The organism is Natronospira bacteriovora, assembly GCF_030848495.1.
GTDB lineage: Bacteria > Pseudomonadota > Gammaproteobacteria > Natronospirales > Natronospiraceae > Natronospira > Natronospira bacteriovora.
The window spans coordinates 476,374-492,089 of sequence record NZ_JAVDDT010000001.1; the positions used below are offsets into that span (position 1 = coordinate 476,374).

The 15,716-nt window shown below is 63.3% G+C and carries 16 protein-coding genes; 3 read left to right on the top strand and 13 right to left on the bottom strand.

The genetic code is table 11. The annotated features are described in order from the left end of the window. Window positions 1-102: 102 nt before the first annotated feature. The 4 genes from RBH19_RS02280 to metX are packed head-to-tail and all read right to left on the bottom strand — an operon-like array spanning window position 103 to window position 3,263. Window positions 103-741, bottom strand: coding sequence for a hypothetical protein (locus RBH19_RS02280; protein WP_306727179.1), 639 nt, complete (start codon window positions 739-741; stop codon window positions 103-105). 10 nt (window positions 742-751) lie between these two features. Further along, window positions 752-1,507: a CPBP family intramembrane glutamic endopeptidase gene (locus RBH19_RS02285; protein ID WP_306727180.1), complete on the bottom strand. Its 756-nt coding sequence runs from the start codon at window positions 1,505-1,507 to the stop codon at window positions 752-754. 32 nt (window positions 1,508-1,539) lie between these two features. Next, window positions 1,540-2,145 (bottom strand): cysteine dioxygenase family protein, encoded by a 606-nt coding sequence (locus tag RBH19_RS02290; RefSeq protein WP_306727181.1) that lies wholly within the window; start codon window positions 2,143-2,145, stop codon window positions 1,540-1,542. A gap of 17 nt (window positions 2,146-2,162) precedes the next feature. Then, the gene (gene metX / locus RBH19_RS02295; protein ID WP_445353958.1) at window positions 2,163-3,263 is read right to left on the bottom strand and encodes a homoserine O-acetyltransferase MetX; all 1,101 of its coding nucleotides are present in this window, start codon (window positions 3,261-3,263) and stop codon (window positions 2,163-2,165) included. A gap of 257 nt (window positions 3,264-3,520) precedes the next feature. Between metX and RBH19_RS02300 the strand changes: the two genes are divergently transcribed. The 3 genes from RBH19_RS02300 to RBH19_RS02310 all read left to right on the top strand — a co-directional run bounded on the left by RBH19_RS02300 (window position 3,521) and on the right by RBH19_RS02310 (window position 6,089). Continuing rightward, window positions 3,521-4,078 (top strand): nicotinamidase, encoded by a 558-nt coding sequence (locus tag RBH19_RS02300; protein ID WP_306727183.1) that lies wholly within the window; start codon window positions 3,521-3,523, stop codon window positions 4,076-4,078. Window positions 4,079-4,152: 74 nt separating this feature from the next. Next, window positions 4,153-5,529 carry a nicotinate phosphoribosyltransferase gene (locus tag RBH19_RS02305; RefSeq protein WP_306727184.1) on the top strand — a complete coding sequence of 459 codons (1,377 nt, stop codon included), beginning with the start codon at window positions 4,153-4,155 and terminating at the stop codon, window positions 5,527-5,529. An 80-nt stretch (window positions 5,530-5,609) separates the two neighbouring features. Continuing rightward, window positions 5,610-6,089 (top strand): FKBP-type peptidyl-prolyl cis-trans isomerase, encoded by a 480-nt coding sequence (locus tag RBH19_RS02310; RefSeq protein WP_306727185.1) that lies wholly within the window; start codon window positions 5,610-5,612, stop codon window positions 6,087-6,089. Between the two features lie 138 nt (window positions 6,090-6,227). Here the strand turns inward: RBH19_RS02310 and RBH19_RS02315 are convergent, their stop codons facing one another. From RBH19_RS02315 to rlmN, 9 genes are all read right to left on the bottom strand, one after another. Next, the gene (locus tag RBH19_RS02315) at window positions 6,228-6,449 is read right to left on the bottom strand and encodes a hypothetical protein (protein WP_306727186.1); all 222 of its coding nucleotides are present in this window, start codon (window positions 6,447-6,449) and stop codon (window positions 6,228-6,230) included. Between the two features lie 74 nt (window positions 6,450-6,523). Next, window positions 6,524-8,125 (bottom strand): phytoene desaturase family protein, encoded by a 1,602-nt coding sequence (locus RBH19_RS02320; protein WP_306727187.1) that lies wholly within the window; start codon window positions 8,123-8,125, stop codon window positions 6,524-6,526. Between the two features lie 68 nt (window positions 8,126-8,193). Beyond that, window positions 8,194-9,582 (bottom strand): ribosome biogenesis GTPase Der, encoded by a 1,389-nt coding sequence (gene der / locus RBH19_RS02325; protein WP_306727188.1) that lies wholly within the window; start codon window positions 9,580-9,582, stop codon window positions 8,194-8,196. Between the two features lie 15 nt (window positions 9,583-9,597). Further along, window positions 9,598-10,761: an outer membrane protein assembly factor BamB gene (gene bamB, locus RBH19_RS02330; protein WP_306727189.1), complete on the bottom strand. Its 1,164-nt coding sequence runs from the start codon at window positions 10,759-10,761 to the stop codon at window positions 9,598-9,600. Next, the gene (locus tag RBH19_RS02335; protein WP_306727190.1) at window positions 10,761-11,393 is read right to left on the bottom strand and encodes a YfgM family protein; all 633 of its coding nucleotides are present in this window, start codon (window positions 11,391-11,393) and stop codon (window positions 10,761-10,763) included. The genes bamB and RBH19_RS02335 overlap by 1 nt, the downstream gene beginning before the upstream one ends. A 27-nt stretch (window positions 11,394-11,420) precedes the next feature. After that, window positions 11,421-12,695, bottom strand: coding sequence for a histidine--tRNA ligase (gene hisS, locus RBH19_RS02340; protein WP_306727191.1), 1,275 nt, complete (start codon window positions 12,693-12,695; stop codon window positions 11,421-11,423). Between the two features lie 57 nt (window positions 12,696-12,752). Next, a complete protein-coding gene (locus tag RBH19_RS02345; RefSeq protein WP_306727192.1) occupies window positions 12,753-13,817 on the bottom strand; it encodes a RodZ domain-containing protein in 1,065 nt (354 codons plus the stop codon). Beyond that, window positions 13,810-14,571 carry a type IV pilus biogenesis/stability protein PilW gene (pilW, locus tag RBH19_RS02350; protein ID WP_306727193.1) on the bottom strand — a complete coding sequence of 254 codons (762 nt, stop codon included), beginning with the start codon at window positions 14,569-14,571 and terminating at the stop codon, window positions 13,810-13,812. Before pilW ends, RBH19_RS02345 begins: the two co-directional genes overlap by 8 nt. Continuing rightward, a complete protein-coding gene (rlmN, locus tag RBH19_RS02355; RefSeq protein ID WP_306727194.1) occupies window positions 14,568-15,674 on the bottom strand; it encodes a dual-specificity RNA methyltransferase RlmN in 1,107 nt (368 codons plus the stop codon). Before rlmN ends, pilW begins: the two co-directional genes overlap by 4 nt. Between the last annotated feature and the right edge of the window lie 42 nt (window positions 15,675-15,716).

Below are 15,716 nucleotides of genomic sequence, written 5' to 3' on the forward strand. Positions count from 1 at the left end.
AGATGGACACAGATGATTCGCAATTGAAGTGCCAGGGAACACTTTATCTGTGGCTAATTCGCTTCTTTATCTGCGTGCGTTTTGCGGCTCAGGGTATTGGCGTCAATCCTCGCTGTCGGTGGCGAGGAAGAGGCCGAACCAGCCGGCATCGAGATTGATGATGGCGTAGGCGATATCGTATTCGCCGTCACAGAACCAGCAGGAAAAGCCGGGATCGAGACCGAACAGGAAGACATCCTCGTCGCCGGCTTCTTCGAACAGGGCATCCAGGTATTCGCCGGTCATGCGCTCGGCCTGATCTTCGGCCAGGCCATCCCCCAGAACGCCCCCCTCCTTGAGCGCACGGTAGACGGCGTCTCCGAACTGCTGCCGGGTTTCGGGCCAGACACGTTCATCGGCCAGCCAGGCGATGGAGCAGCCGGCGATGTCACTGGGCAAATCCTGATTGTCGGCCAGGCTCCAGAGCAGGCTGATTACCGTCTCCGGCCCCGGATCATCGGCCGCCTCTGCAACGTCGCTGTCGTCCAGCTCGTAGGCCTGGAAAACGACGCCGCCGGTGACCCAGCTGCGGCGAATCTCCCGATGCACGGCTTCCATGACCTGGCGACGGGGCGTGGGGATGGCGATGGGATCGCCGGTGGACATATCCACTTCATCGATCAGTTCATCATCCACCAGCAGGGTTTCGCCGGGTTCCGAGTGAAAACTGCCGCTGTACTCATGCACGGACCAGATGGCCATTTGCCGCTCCTTAGCCGGGCTTGCCTGACTGCTGCCGGCGAATCAAGAATACCCCGATCACCATGATGGTCAATGCGGGGGGAATCGTCCAGAGGGACAGGGGTTCTGAAAACCCGAGATGGTCCAGCCCCAGTGTGGTGCCATTGTACGCACAATGCAGGGCGATGGCGGGCCAGATACTGCGACCGTGAATGACCAGAAGGGCGCAGGCGAGACCCAGTACGGCCGTGATGGTGGCGTGCACCGGATGGCCGTGCAACATGGCAAACAGCGCCGTACTGATCAGAATCGCCGCCCAGGGCGGAAAGCGCGCCAGCATGCCACGCAGAATCAGGCCGCGAAACAGGAGCTCTTCAGCCAGGGGCGCCAGAATCACCACCACCATGGCCAGACCCAGTGGCCCGATGCGCTGTGTGGTCTCACGCAGGACTTCATCAACGGCACGCGCGTGCTCTTCGGCTTCACCAAGGCGGTAAAGGTGGGCCAGCGTGGCGGCGATCAGTAGCGACAGGGCAAGGCCGATGAGCAGACTGCCGGCCACGGCCCGATGGTGGCAGGCATACAGGCCGAGACTGTGGCGCCAGCCCAGGCTGCCGAGGATGACCACCAGGACGATGGCCAGCAGACTGCCAATCTGCATGCCACCCACGCGACCCAGTGCGGAGGCCACGCCGCCCAGGGCTTCGCCCAGAACCAGCAGAATCAGGCCAAGCACCAGCGCCAGGCAATAGGCAGTCAGGGCATGCAGGGGGCGAACCGCTGTCATGGCACCTCCGGGAAAGTGGCCCGGTCCCGCCGTCAATCGTAGCTCAGGCTGCGGCGTTCCCGCTGATACCAGTCACCACTCCGGGGAAGGAAGACATTGCAGCAATTCATCTCGCCGCCATAGATGTGCAGGGTCACGGCCACATCATCTTCCCGGTCATTGAGGATTCGATGATGATCATGGGGTGGTATCAGGCAACCGGCTCCGCCCACCTCGGACGTCACGACTTCTTCCAGTCGAAAGCGATCCTGGTCACCGCGGCTTTCCCGGTGGGAATACTGTTCAATGCGAATACGGCCGTGACAGACGCCCTCCACGCACCAGAGACCGGAGTGATCATGCAGGGGCGTACCCTGCCCCACGCCCCAGGTCATGGCGACAATGGAGAATCGATCATCGGGAGCGCGGTACACCAGGCGGCGGGCGTAATGATCCTCTTCGGCTTCCAGGAAACTGGCAGGCAACTGGAATTCCGGGGAAGAAATGAGTCGGCACAGCCGATTCTTGACCGCTTCGGTGATGGCATCGGGGTCGTTCAGGGCCGCCGCTTCACTGACGCCATCGATCAGGGCTCGGGCTCCTGGAAAGTCCTCCGCGGGCCGCGGGGCGCGTTGGTCGACGGCGTATTCGGTGGTCATGCTTCACTCCCTGCCTATCAGATACCGGCCAGGTAATCGGCGATCACCGGGCCAAAGCGTTCGTCGTCCACCAGAAAGGCATCGTGCCCCTGAATGGAGGCGAGACCGTGAAAACGTGTCGCCACGCCCACGTCAGCCAGATTGTCGGCCAGTGCGCGCTGCTGCTGCAAGGGAAACAGGATATCGCTCTCCACGCCCACGACCGCGGCGGATTCCAGCTCCGCCAGGGCCTGCAGTGGCGACTGGCCATCACGGACATGGTCGTCCACATCGAACAGATCCATGGCCCGGGACAGATAGATATAGCAGTTGGGATCAAAGCCGCCGACGAAGCGATCCGCCTGGGCCGCCAGATAGGATTCAATCTCGTAACGCGGCCCGAACCCGGGATCGGGTTCCGCCATCTTGCGGCGGCCGAATCGCTCCGTCCATTCCCCGGGGGAGCGATAGGAAATCATGCCCAGCTTGCGGGCCAGCCGCATGCCACTGGCCGGCTGGGCGTCAGAATCGTAGTGGCCACCCTGCCAGGCGGGATCCGAGCGCACGATTTCACGCTGCAGTGAACGCACGGCGATGGCGAAGGGCAGGGCCCGCTCGGCGGAGGAAATGCTCAGCAGATGCCGGGCGCTGCCGGGGTAGCGCAGCAGAAAGGCCAGTGCACTCATCCCGCCCAGGGAAGGGCCAACGATGGCGTGAAGCTGCCGGATGCCCATGACATCCAGTGCCGCCCGAGTGGCCGCCGCAATGTCCTCCACCCGCAACTCGGGAAAATCCAGGCGCCAGGGCTCGTCGCCGCCGGGCCTGGGGCTGGCCGGGCCGGTGGAGCCGAAACAACTGCCCAGGGAATTGAAGCAGAGCACGTGAAAGCGTCTGGTATCGATTGGCTTCCCCGGCCCGACCATGGCTTCCCACCAGCCATCCGACGGATCCTGTTCGCTTGATGCAGCATGGGCGCTGGGTGACAGCCCGGTAAACAGGAGAATGGTGTTGTCGCCATTGCCCCGGCGCTCACCCCAGGATTCACAGACCAGGCGGACACCGGGCAGGGAGTCTCCGCACCAGGTTTCAAGCGGGTCGGGCAATTCAATGACGCGGGATGCGGGCGGCTGGCTGGGCACGTTCACGTGGCTTCCTGCTGTCCTTGACTGGATGAGACGGTCACTGGCGGTGGCCGTCTTACACGCCCACACGCCCTGCAAGCGCAACATTGTCCGGGATGCGCCCGGCGATTGCCACCCCGGCCTGCCCGCGAACGGCCGACGACCCCCAAACCATGGCCGTAAACCGCACCTTGATACACGCCCGTCCCATCCCCACATTCAGGGGTGAGTAAGGCAAGGAACCTCGAATGAGATTCCCTGACAGGAGGGACGCCATGCGACCCGATTATGCGCCAGATGACGCCTTGCTGATCGTGGATGTCCAGAACGACTTCTGCCCCGGCGGTGCCCTGGCCGTGGAGGAAGGTGATCAGATCATCCCCCGGCTCAACGAGGCCATCGAGTCGGCCCGCTCGCAGGGCATCCCCGTGATCGCATCACGGGACTGGCATCCTCGCGGCCATTGCAGCTTCTCCGAACAGGGTGGTCCCTGGCCGGAGCACTGCGTGCAGGACACGCCCGGAGCGGATTTTCACCCGCGGCTGGCGCTGCCGACGGATGCGGAAATCATCTCCAAGGGCCAGTCGCCGGATCGTGACCAGTATTCGGCGCTGGAGGACACCGGTCTCGCTGAGTCGTTGAAGGATCGCGGCATCCGCCGCTTGTGGATCGGTGGCCTGGCACAGGATGTCTGCGTTCATGCCACCGTAATGGACGCACTCAAGGCCGGCTTCGAAGTGAAATTGCTACGAGCCTCCACTCGCCCCGTGGACGCCGCCAAGGGCCGTGAAGCCCTCGAGGAAATGCGTGCCGCCGGTGCCGAGCTGGTCTAGGGAACCTCTACTCAGGCCGAGCTTTCCAAGTTCAGGAGTTTCCGATCCGAAGTCCCCTCAAGAAAGGACACGGCATGCCCGAGCCTGCGCTCTCACCCCACCGACCCGCCAGCGCCCTGCTCACCGACCTGTATGAACTGAGCATGGCGACGGTCTATGATGCCGAGGCCATGGAAGAAGAGGCCGTGTTCGAACTCTTCTTCCGTGAGCTGCCGGCTCATCGCAATTTCGTGCTGACCGCCGGTCAGGATGAATGCATCCGCTTCCTCAGTGGTTTCCATTTCCATGAAGGGGAAATTGACTGGCTGCGCTCGCTGGATCGATTCCCTGAGCACTTTCTTCGCCGCCTGGCATCCCTGCGTTTCACCGGCGATGTCTACGCCCTGCCGGAGGGCAGTGTGGCCTTTCCCATGGAGCCAGCCATCCAGGTGCGCGCGCCCCTGATCGAAGCGCAACTGGTCGAGACCTTCCTGCTCAATCGCATTCACTCCCAGAGCGTGCTGGCAAGCAAGGCGGCCCGCATCGTGCTGGCGGCCGACGGCCGCCCGGTGATGGATTTCGGCGCCCGCAAGGCCCATGGCAGTGATGGCGCCCTGGCACTGGCCCGCTGCAGTTATATCGCCGGGGCTGCCGGCACGTCGAACCTGGAGGCCGGCATGCGCTACGGGATCCCCGTAATGGGCACCATGGCGCACAGTTACGTACAGGCCTTCGAGGATGAAGAGCGGGCCTTCGAACGGTTCTGCCGGCAATGGCCGGAAACCACTCTGCTCGTGGACACCTGGGATACGTTGCGGGGCGTGGAACGGGTAATTGCACTCATCCAGGCCCATCCAGGGCCCGGCAAGCTCCCGGTTTCCGCCATTCGCCTGGATTCGGGCGATCTGGGGAAACTCGCCTGGCAGGCCCGCGAGAAACTCGACGCGGCCGGACTGGAAGATATCCGCATTCTCGCCTCGTCCTCTCTTAACGAGTACCGGATAGCCGAGTTGCTGCGGGAAGGCGCACCCATTGATGGCTTCGGTGTCGGCACCGAATGGGCCGTGAGTCCGGATGCCGCCGACATCGACTTTGCCTACAAGTTGAGCGAATTCGCCGGCGAACCCCGCATGAAGGCCTCGCGTGACAAGGCCACCTGGCCGGGCGCCAAGCAGGTATGGCGTTCCTGGCATCGTGGCAGCATGCAGGGTGACCGGGTATGCGCTGCTGACGAAGCACCGATCAAGGGCAGCGAAGCCCTGCTCAAGCCGGTCATCGAGGGCGGCGAACGCCTGGCCGGGGCGCTCGGCACCCTCGAGGAAACCCGCGAGCACGCGCGCAAGCAGCTGGCTGCCCTGCCGGAAGCGCTGAGGCAGCCTGAACAGGCAGCCAGCCCCTATTCCGTGAGCATCAGCAAGCAGCTCGAGGCCGACAAGGAGGCCATGCTGAGACGCTATCTTGACGAACGGTGAACTCCGGCCTTTACGCAGGCCCTGTGGGGATGAGACCCTATTTGGTCATTCTGAATCAAAGATAATTCCGAGAGGTTTCAATGGAAGTCGCCAACAAGCGCGTGGTCGAGATCGACTACACCCTGAAAGATGCCGAAGGCAATGTCCTGGACAGCTCCGAGGGCCGTGAGCCCCTCGCCTTTGTGCATGGCACCCAGTCCATCATTCCCGGCCTGGAAAAGGCCATCGAAGGCTGGAATGAGGGCCAGGAAGGCGCCGTGACCGTGGAGCCGGCCGAAGGCTACGGTGAGCGCAATGACGAGCTGCAGCAGGAAGTGCCGCGGGACATCTTCCAGGCCGACACCGAGATCGAGCCGGGCATGCGCTTCCAGGCCGTCGGTGAACAGGGTACCCAGATCATCACCGTGATCAAGGTCGAAGACGACAAGGTGCTGATCGATGCCAACCATCCCCTGGCTGGCCAGACCCTGCATTTCGACGTCAAGGTCACCGGCGTCCGTGATGCCACCGATTCCGAACTGGAATCCGGTCAGCCGGACGGCGTGGACGAAGAGCAGTAAGCGCTCCGCCAGTCAGAAGCTGAAATCAAAAAGGCCCCGGTGAAATCACCGGGGCCTTTTTGTTCGTCGCGGAAAAGCGAGGAGGAACTTCGGGCGTGGTTGCCGGGGCGGGTTGGTGAGCAAGCGGCTGCGCCACTCTCAGGGCCCCGGCTCGGCCTCATCCAGCCGCTGCAGCAGCTCGTCGTCGCTCAGGCCGTCGATTTCGCTGTCGGCATCGAGGGCATTGTCCGCGAAAATGTAGGACTTCATGACCCGCTGATCACGGGTGCAACAGAACAGGATCACCATGGCCCCGTAGGATTCATGGCCACGAACCACTTCCCAGGTCTCCCCCGATTGATCCTTGATGGTGCGCAGCATGGACGCCTCCCGCAGCCGCCCGAACGGCGATCGATAGCGTGGCCGATGAGGCCACCGTAACAAGCCCGCCCCGCTCAGACCAGACGCTCGTACCAGCGGCGATCACGCAGGATTTCACGAGCGGCGTTGTGTCCCGGTGCCCCCGTCACGCCACCACCCGGATGCGCCCCGGAACCACAGTGATAGAGCCCCTTGATCGGCCCGCGGTAATCGCCGTAGCCGAGCATCGGGCGGGCGGAATACAGCTGATCCAGCTGCAGCGCACCGTGGAAGATATCGCCACCCACCAGACCGAATCGGGCCTCGAGGTCCGCCGGACTCAGGGCGAGCTGGCCGACAATGCTGTCGCGAAAATTGGGGGCAAACTCGTTCACTGTATCGAGGATGGCATCCACGGCCTGCTGCCGGGCCTGATCGCTCCAGCCACCCGGCGGACCCTCGGGGGCAAAATGCTGGCAGAACAGGCTGGCCACATGCTGGCCCTCCGGCGCAAGGCTGTCATCCAGCGTGCTGGGGATCAGCATCTCCACCACCGGCCGCTTGGCCATGCCCGTCGCGCGGGCATCCAGCCAGGCCTGATCCATGTAGCGCAGCGACGGGGCAATCACGATGCCGGATGACAGGTGCGGACCGGTTTCCGGGCGGGCCGTGAATCGGGGCAGTTCCGACAGGGCCACGTTCATGCGGAACGTACCGGAGGCACAACGGAACCCTTCCATGCGGCGGCGGAAATCCGCCGGCAGGTCATCGGCCTCGATCAATTCCAGATAGAGACGTTTCGGCCCCACATTGGCCGCCACCCGGCGGGCCGGCAGGAAACGCCCGTCCACCAGTTCCACCCCCTGCACAGCCCCCTTCTCGCTGCGCAGTCGCGCCACCGGGGCTTCGATCTCGATGACCACGCCCAGCCGTTCGGCTTCCCTGGCCATGGCCTGGGTAATGGCCCCCATGCCACCGATGGCATGCCCCCAGGCGCCCGGCTTGCCATTCACCTCACCGAAAACATGATGCAGGAGCACATAGGCGGATCCTGGCGTATCCGGGCTGGCGTAATTGCCCACGATGCTGTCGAAGCCAAGAATGGCCTTGACCGCATCGGACTCGAACCATTGATCCAGAATGTCGGTGGCGCTGCGGGTGAACAGGGCGAGCAGGTCACGCCGCGCTTCCGCGTCCATGCGCGCGAACTGGCGACCGTCGCGCAGGGCATGGATCAGGTCGGTCAGGCCGCCGCCCACATTGGGTGGCGTCTGCAGGATCATGTCCCGCAGGGCGGCCGCCGCACCGTCCAGCATGGCCTCGAAGGCCGGCCATTGCCCAGCATCCCGCCTGGAAAAACGTGCCACTTCATTCAGGGTGTCCTGGCGGCCGGGCCCTAGGCACAGGGCATCTCTATTCTCCAGCGGCAGGAAGTTGGACATGGGCCGCTCGACAATCTTCAGGCCGTGCTCATGCAGGTTCAGATCACGAATGACCTTCGGGTTCAGCAGGCTGACGGTGTAGCTGGCGGTGGAGTTGCGAAACCCCGGGTGGAATTCCTCGGTGACCGCGGCACCGCCCACCACGTGACGGGCTTCCAGTACCCGAACCCGCAGGCCGGCCCTGGCCAGGTAGCAGGCACAGGTCAGGCCATTGTGGCCGGCGCCAATGATGATGATGTCGTCGGGCTTGCTCATCGGCGCTTCCAGGGGCTTGTGGTGATGAGAGTGTTCATTGGGATGAAACGATCACGGGGTCATTGGACCTACTTGCCACGGGTGTGGCGCTTGAGCCGCTTGCGCTTCTGGATCTGGCGATCCGTGAGCTTGTTACGCCGGCCCTTGAAGGGATTTTCCGTGCTGCGGAATTCAATCTGGATGGGCGTACCCTGGAGATCGAAGGTCTGGCGGAAGTAGTTCTCCAGATACCGGCGATAGGCCTTCGGGGTGCGTTCCGTCTGGTTTCCGTGGATCACGATCAGGGGTGGATTCTTGCCACCCTGATGGGCATAGCGAAGCTTGATGCGGTGCCCGCGAATCAGGGGTGGCGCGTGGCGACTGACGGCATCTTCCAGTGCGCGGGTGAGTACCGGCGTGGGCAAATCGCGATTGGCGGCTTCCCAGGCCTCATTGACCGATCCCAGCAGTTCGCCCACACCGGTGCCGTGTTTGGCGGAAATGAAGTGCTGTTTGGCAAAACCGAGGAAGGGCAGCTTGAGATCCAGCTCCACCTTGGTGCGCTCACGGCGATCCGGTGCAATGCCATCCCACTTGTTCACGGCCACCACCATGGCGCGCCCGGCTTCCAGTGCCAGCCCCATGATCGAGGCGTCCTGATCGGTGATCCCTTCCGAGCCATCCACCAGGGCCACCACCACATTGGCATCCTCGATGGCCTGAAGGGTCTTCACCACACTCAGCTTTTCGACGTATTCATGCACTCTGGCACGACGACGAACACCCGCCGTGTCCACCAGTACGTAATCCTGGCCGTCCCGGCTGAAGGGAACACGAACCGCATCCCGGGTGGTGCCGGGCTCATCGGAAGCCACCATGCGCTCCTCGCCCAGCCAGCGATTGATGAGTGTGGATTTGCCCACATTGGGGCGGCCGATGACCGCCACGCGGATGCCATCCTCGTTGTAGCCCTGCTCGCCCTCGAGTTCGGGCACATGGGAAAGGGCGTCTTCAATCAGGGGCTGGATGCCGCGTCCGAGGGTGGCGGAAATGGCTCTTGGTTCACCCAGGGCAAGCGCGTGAAATTCGGCGGTGACTTCATCCCGCGACTGGCCCTCGGCCTTGTTCACCGCCAGCAGCACGGTTCTGGATTGCTTGCGAAAGGCGCGCGCCAGCTGCTCGTCGGCCGGTGTCAGGCCCTGGCGACCATCCACCACGAAAATGGCAATATCGGCTTCCTCGAGCGCACGCAGGCTTTGCTGCTCCATCAGCTCCTCGACCGGACGCTCGGCCTCGCCGATGCCTCCCGTGTCGATGACGATGAAGGGGCGCGGCCCCACCCGGCCGATACCGTACTGGCGATCGCGGGTGAGGCCGGGCGAGTCTGCTACCAGGGCGTCACGGCTGCGCGTGAGCTGATTGAAGAGCGTGGACTTGCCCACATTGGGGCGGCCCAGCAGGGCGACGACTGGCAGCATGGCTTTGGCTCTTGCTCAGTTTCTGTCGCGCAGTTGCAGGGCGCGCACACGGCCGTTGCCATCCTGCACGACGATGGAATCACCGACAATGACCGGGGCCACATTGATCCGCTTGCGGGAGACGCGGGTACGGGCCACCAGCTCACCGGTCTCAACATCCAGGAAATGGACATAACCATCCAGATCGCCGACCACGACCGTATCGCGGTAAACCACCGGCGCTGTCACCTGGCGGGCACGTAGCGCATCCTGGATCCACACACTGGCACCACCCGCGAGCCCAAGACCATGGATCTCGGAATTGCGATCACTGAGGTAGAGCATGGACTCATCGATACTGAGACCGGCGAGACTGCCGATGTCCCGATCCCAGCGACGGCTGCCCGTCATGGAGATGGCCGCGAGGCGCCCGTCAGCGGAGGCGGCGTAAACCATATCCTCGCTGGCGGCCATGAGGGGAGCAATATCGGCGATCTGGTCCAGTTCCGTTCGACCGGCCGCCACACCCACGGAGTCGCCCCAGAGGCTCTGGCCGTCACGGAAGCTGATGGCCCGCACCCGCCCATTCTCGAAGCCCACCAGCACGCGATTACCGCGGATGATGGGTTCGGCGTTGCCACGCATTTTCAGCGCGGGGGGATCTTCCGAACGGGACCAGAGTTCGGCACCATCATCGATCGCCAGACCGCGAACGCGGCCATCCGCCGTCTTGACGATGACATAGCCCCGACTCACGGCAGGCGCGGCAAGGATCTCGCCGCCCACCTGGGTGGACCAGCGCTCACGGCCATCTTCGGCATCCAGCGCAAACAGGCGCCCGTCGAGGCTGCCCACGAACACCAGACGTTCACCAAAGCGGGGGCCACCGGCCAGCTCGGCATCCAGATCCACTGACCAGACGGTACGCCCGCGATCCGCGCTCAGCGCCGCAACCCGACCACCGTGTCCGGCCACGTAGACCCGCTCACCATCCGTGTCCGGCCGCAGACCGAGGAACAGGCGTTCCGCCCGGCCCCTGGCGCGGTGGGTCCAGACCGTGTTGACGTCATAACGGGCGTCGAACGATTCCAGTTCGCGAGGCTCCTCGATGGCACCCTTCTGGGCGCAGGCCGCGGCAAACAGAACGATCAGCAATGCGATGAGGGATCGCAGATCCTTTCTACGCTGAGAATTAGGCATCAGTCTTCATAACCCGCCAGGTCGTGGTACTTCATGTCCAGCGCGCTGCTCGCAGCGAACTGCTCATCGTCGGCCGCCAACGCCCGGCCGTAGGCGGCACGTGCCGCGCTACGGTCACCCTTGGCGTAATGCGCATCACCCCGCAATTCATCAAACAGGGGCCCGAAGCGGCCAGGCTCGGGGATATCCAGAACGGCGAGGGCCTCATCAGGACGATCGCCGGCAACCAGAACTCTTGCCAGACGGACACGGGCCAGCTTCTCGAGTTCCCGATCCCGGGTATTGTCGATCACCCAGCGCAGCTGTTCACCGGCAACGTCCAGCTCACTGTTCTGCACGGCCATGGAGGCCACACGGAGGGAAGCCTGGCTGGCATAGGCACTGCGACGGAAGTCGTTCTGCAGCTGTTCGGTGAAGCCCATTACCTGTTCACGGTCTCCGGCCTGGGCGGCGACGGCCACTCGCTGATACAGGCCGGACGCCTCGCGGGCCTCACTTTCCAGGGAGGCCTGCCAGAAACGCCAGCCGGCAATCAGGGCAATACCGATCACCAGACCGGCGATGATGTAACCACCGTTTTCCTTCCACCAGCTTTTTACCGCCTCAAGGGCTTCTTCGTCTGAACTGAACACGACTGACCTCGCCTTTTTTTTTCGATGCTATTGATTCACGTGGCCGGCGAGAAATTCCGCCAATGCCTCGTGGCTACAATGAAACTGTTCGTCGCCGCTGCGCAGGGGCTTGACGGCCACCTCCCCGCTCTCCACCTCGGATTCACCGAGAATCAGCGCAAAGTCCGCGCCGCTTCGGTCCGCCTTCTTCAGCTGCGACTTGAAGCTCCCGCCACCACAATGGGCGAGCAGGCGCAGACCCGCGACCTGATCCCGCAAGCGCTCGCCGAGAACGAAGCCAATGTCCTCGGCGGCCTCGCCCACCATGACCAGATAGGCATGTGGCAGAGTGGCACGCCGTGGCGCCTCATCGAGCGCGAGCAAGGCGATGAGGCGTTCCATGCCAAGCGCCCAGCCCACGGCCGGCACATGCCGCCCGCCCAGCTGCGAAACCAGGAAATCGTAACGTCCGCCACTGCAGACCGCATCCTGAGCGCCAAGGCGGTCGGTTGTCCACTCAAACACCGTCCGGGAATAGTAATCCAGACCCCGAACCAGGCGCGGGTTGACCGTGTAGTCGATGCCCTGGGCATCCAGTCGCTGGCGAAGACCGGCGAAATGCGCCTCTGACTCCGGATCCAGGTGATCGAGAATGCTGGGGGCGCCCGCAATGATGTCCGCCAGATCCGGGTTCTTGCTGTCCAGAATCCGCATGGGATTGCTGTCCAGACGGCGCAGGCTGTCCTCGTCCAGCTGGTCACGGTAACCCTGGAAATAGGCCACCAGCTTTTCCCGATAAGCCTGCCGGGCCTCGGGGTTGCCCAGGGAGTTCAGCTGCAGGCGAACATGGGAAAGCCCGAGCCGCTTCCACAGGCGAGCGGTCAGCAACAGCATCTCGGCATCGATATCCGGCCCGTCCAGGCCATAGGCCTCGACGCCCAGCTGATGGAACTGGCGATACCGCCCTTTCTGGGGGCGTTCGTGCCGGAACATCGGCCCCTGGTACCAGAGACGCTGAATCTGGTTGTGAAACAGGCCATGGCTCATGCCGGCCCGCACGCAGCCGGCGGTGCCTTCCGGACGGAGCGTCAGACTGTCACCGCTGCGGTCCTCGAAGGTGTACATTTCCTTCTCGACCACATCGGTGACCTCACCGATGGAACGCACGAAAAGCTCCGTCCGCTCCACGATCGGCATGCGAATCTCGCTGTAACCGTATTCCTCGAAGACCGACCGAGCCACATCTTCCACATACTGCCAGAACGGGCTTTCTTCCGGCAGGATGTCGTTCATGCCTCTGACGGCCTGAATACCCTTGGACACAACTGCTCCCTCATTCACACCCCGGGGTGTGAAATCCACTGAATGGAATTCCCGTGATCAATCCTGGCCTGGGGACCCTTGGTTGCCTGCGTCGACGCGAATGCGCGCGGTGTTATCGCGCCGGATACGGGCGCTGAAATCGACCGTTTCACCATCGGCCTGAATCGTCACCGCCGGCGCATTGCCCATGAAGACACTGATGGGGGCTCGCCCCTCCACGCGGACATCCTCACCCTGAACCGCCAGACCGTAGTACAACTGGCGGTCATCGGCGTCATGAATTTCCAGCCAGGAGTCGTCGTCCAGTGACAGCAGCAGAATCCGGCGCTCTGCCGGATCCACGTCTTCCAGGGGCGGAATCGGCGCTGGCACGGTTTCAACATCGTCAACCTCCGCCGGCATCGCCACGGCCTGGCGCGAAACGGCATCGGTCTCTTCCGCGGTTTCCGGGGCGGCTTCCCGTGCCACGGGGGGCTCCGGATCCGCATCGTTCCTGCCGGCATCACCCTCGTCAATCAGGCTGGCCGGCTCGTCCGCCAATTCGTCAACGGATGCCCCTTCCGTCTCCGTGACCGCCGCCTCTGCCACTTCACGCTCGACATCACCCTCATCACGCGGCGACGATTGCCGCTGGGTCACCGTTTCCTCGGCAACGGCCGGCGTGGGCCGTTCCTGATCGATGGCGATCGTCTCGCGATGGGGGCCGGCGTACCACCACAGCCCGCCCATGACCAGCATGGTGAGAACCACCAGCCACGCCACCGGCGCAACCCATGCCGGCGTCTGAGCGTCCATGGCCGGCCCACCCTTTCGTCCCAGTCTCAACTCCGGTGTGGAATGGGCGGGCAAAGTGGCATCGTAGGCCGCGACGATCTGATCCACCGGGAGATCGAGCAGCCGGGCATAATTCCTCAGGTGACCGCGCACGAAGATGGGGGCTTCCAGCACCTCGTAACGATTCTCTTCCAGTGCCTGAAGCACGCCCTTGAGGATACGCAGCTCCTGCGCTACCTGCTCCAGGGTCAGGCCCAGTGACTCGCGCTGCTCCCTCAGTCGCTGGCCGGGTCCATGCGGTTGTTCATCCTGATCCGCCCTGTCATTCCGGGTAGGCTCATCAGTCATAACCCAACTCCGCCAGCCTGTGCTTGAATTCGGAATCCGGATACTTGGACTTCAGGCGATTCGCGTGACGTCGGGCTTCCATGCGATCACCCAGTGCGTCCTCGATCCGCACCCCAAGGTACAGCGCGGCCGGTTCAAGCTCGTCCTGTTCCGCCAGGCGCTGGAAAAAGGCACGTGCACTGAGATATTCCTCACGCTCGTACTGCATGTCCGCCATGGACCAGAGTGCGTCGGTGTAATTGGGGCGAACGCGCAGGGCATTGCGGAAATGGGATTCGGCGGCTTCATAATCCGGGATGCGCCGGACACAGCTTCCCGCATTGGTCCATGCCACTTCCGGGGTCTCGTAGAGGCGATTGCGGGCCGCGCGCACCAGCTCTTCTTCCGCTTCCCGGTAATCACCGCGACGGCAGAGGAAGGTGCCGTAATTGTTGCGAATGGAAGGGTCGTCCCCGTCCAGCCGCAGGGCCCGTCGATAATGGCGCTCGGCAAGCCGAAAATCATTGAGCTGCTCGTAGAGCAACGCAATGGTGGCGTGGGTCATCGGGTTGCGGTTATCCAGGCGCAGTGACCGTTCCAGGTTATCCTTGGAGGCGTTCAGACGCCCCTGGCGCATGTAGTGGATACCCAGCTGGAGATGATTGAGGGCCGCTTCCTCGTCGTCGGTTCTTGGCTGCTCCGGGCCGCTACCGGCACACCCCCCCAGCAGGGACAGCAATACCAATACGTACAGCAGTCTTGTCACCACTTTCATGAGGCCACTCCCACCGCGGCAGCCGCCCGTCTTTCCTGACGACGGCTGCGATCCATGACCTGACCTGCCAACTGGCCGCAGGCCGCATCGATATCATCACCCCGGGTCTTGCGGGTGATGGTGTTGAATCCGCGCTGTTGCAGTATCTCCCGGAAGCGGGCAATGCGCTCATCGCTGGAACGACGATAGCGGGCGCCGGGATAGGGATTGAACGGGATGAGATTCACCTTGGATGGAATCCCGGCAAGCAGCCTGGCCACACCTTTCGCATGGGCCTCGCTGTCATTGACGCCATCCAGCATCACGTATTCCCAGGTAATGTGCCGCCCGGGATGTTTCTCAATGTAATAACGGCAGGCCGCCATCAATTCCTTCAGCGGCCACTTGCGGTTGATGGGCACGATCTCGTCCCGCAGCTCGTCGAAGGGTGCATGCAGGGAGACAGCCAGCGCGGCTTCCGACTGATCGGCAAAGCGATACAGATTGGAGACCACACCCGAGGTGCTCAACGTGACGCGGCGCTTGGACAGCCCCAGTGCCAGGTCATCGAGCATGATGTTGATGGCCGGAATGACATTGCGGAAGTTGGCCAGCGGCTCACCCATGCCCATGAGCACCACATTGGTCAGTCGACGGGCGTTGTGCTCGTCACGCCCGAGCAACTGGTTCACGTACCAGACCTGGCCGAGAATCTCGGCCGTGGTCAGGTTGCGGTTGAAGCCCTGTTCTGCGGTGGCACAGAACTGGCAGTCCAGGGCACAACCGACCTGGGAGGAGATGCACAGGGTACCCCGCCCCTCTTCCGGGATGAACACGGTTTCCACGGAGTTGCCTGCGTCCACCCGCATCAGCCACTTGCGGGTGCCGTCACTGGACACGTGATCGGACAGCACCTCGGGCGGGCGCACCTCGGCCGTCTGCATCAGGTGATCACGCAGCTTGACGCTGAGATCCGTCATCCGGGAGAAATCGGTTTCTCCCTGCTGATAGATCCATTTCATGATCTGCCGGGCACGGAAGGGCTTCTCGCCAATACGCTGGAAATACGCTTCCAGACCGGCGCGATCCATCCCGAGCAGATTGTTTCTGAGCAGTTCCGGCACCTTGCTTACGCTCCACCCTCGCCTGCGAGGGGAATGCCCCGC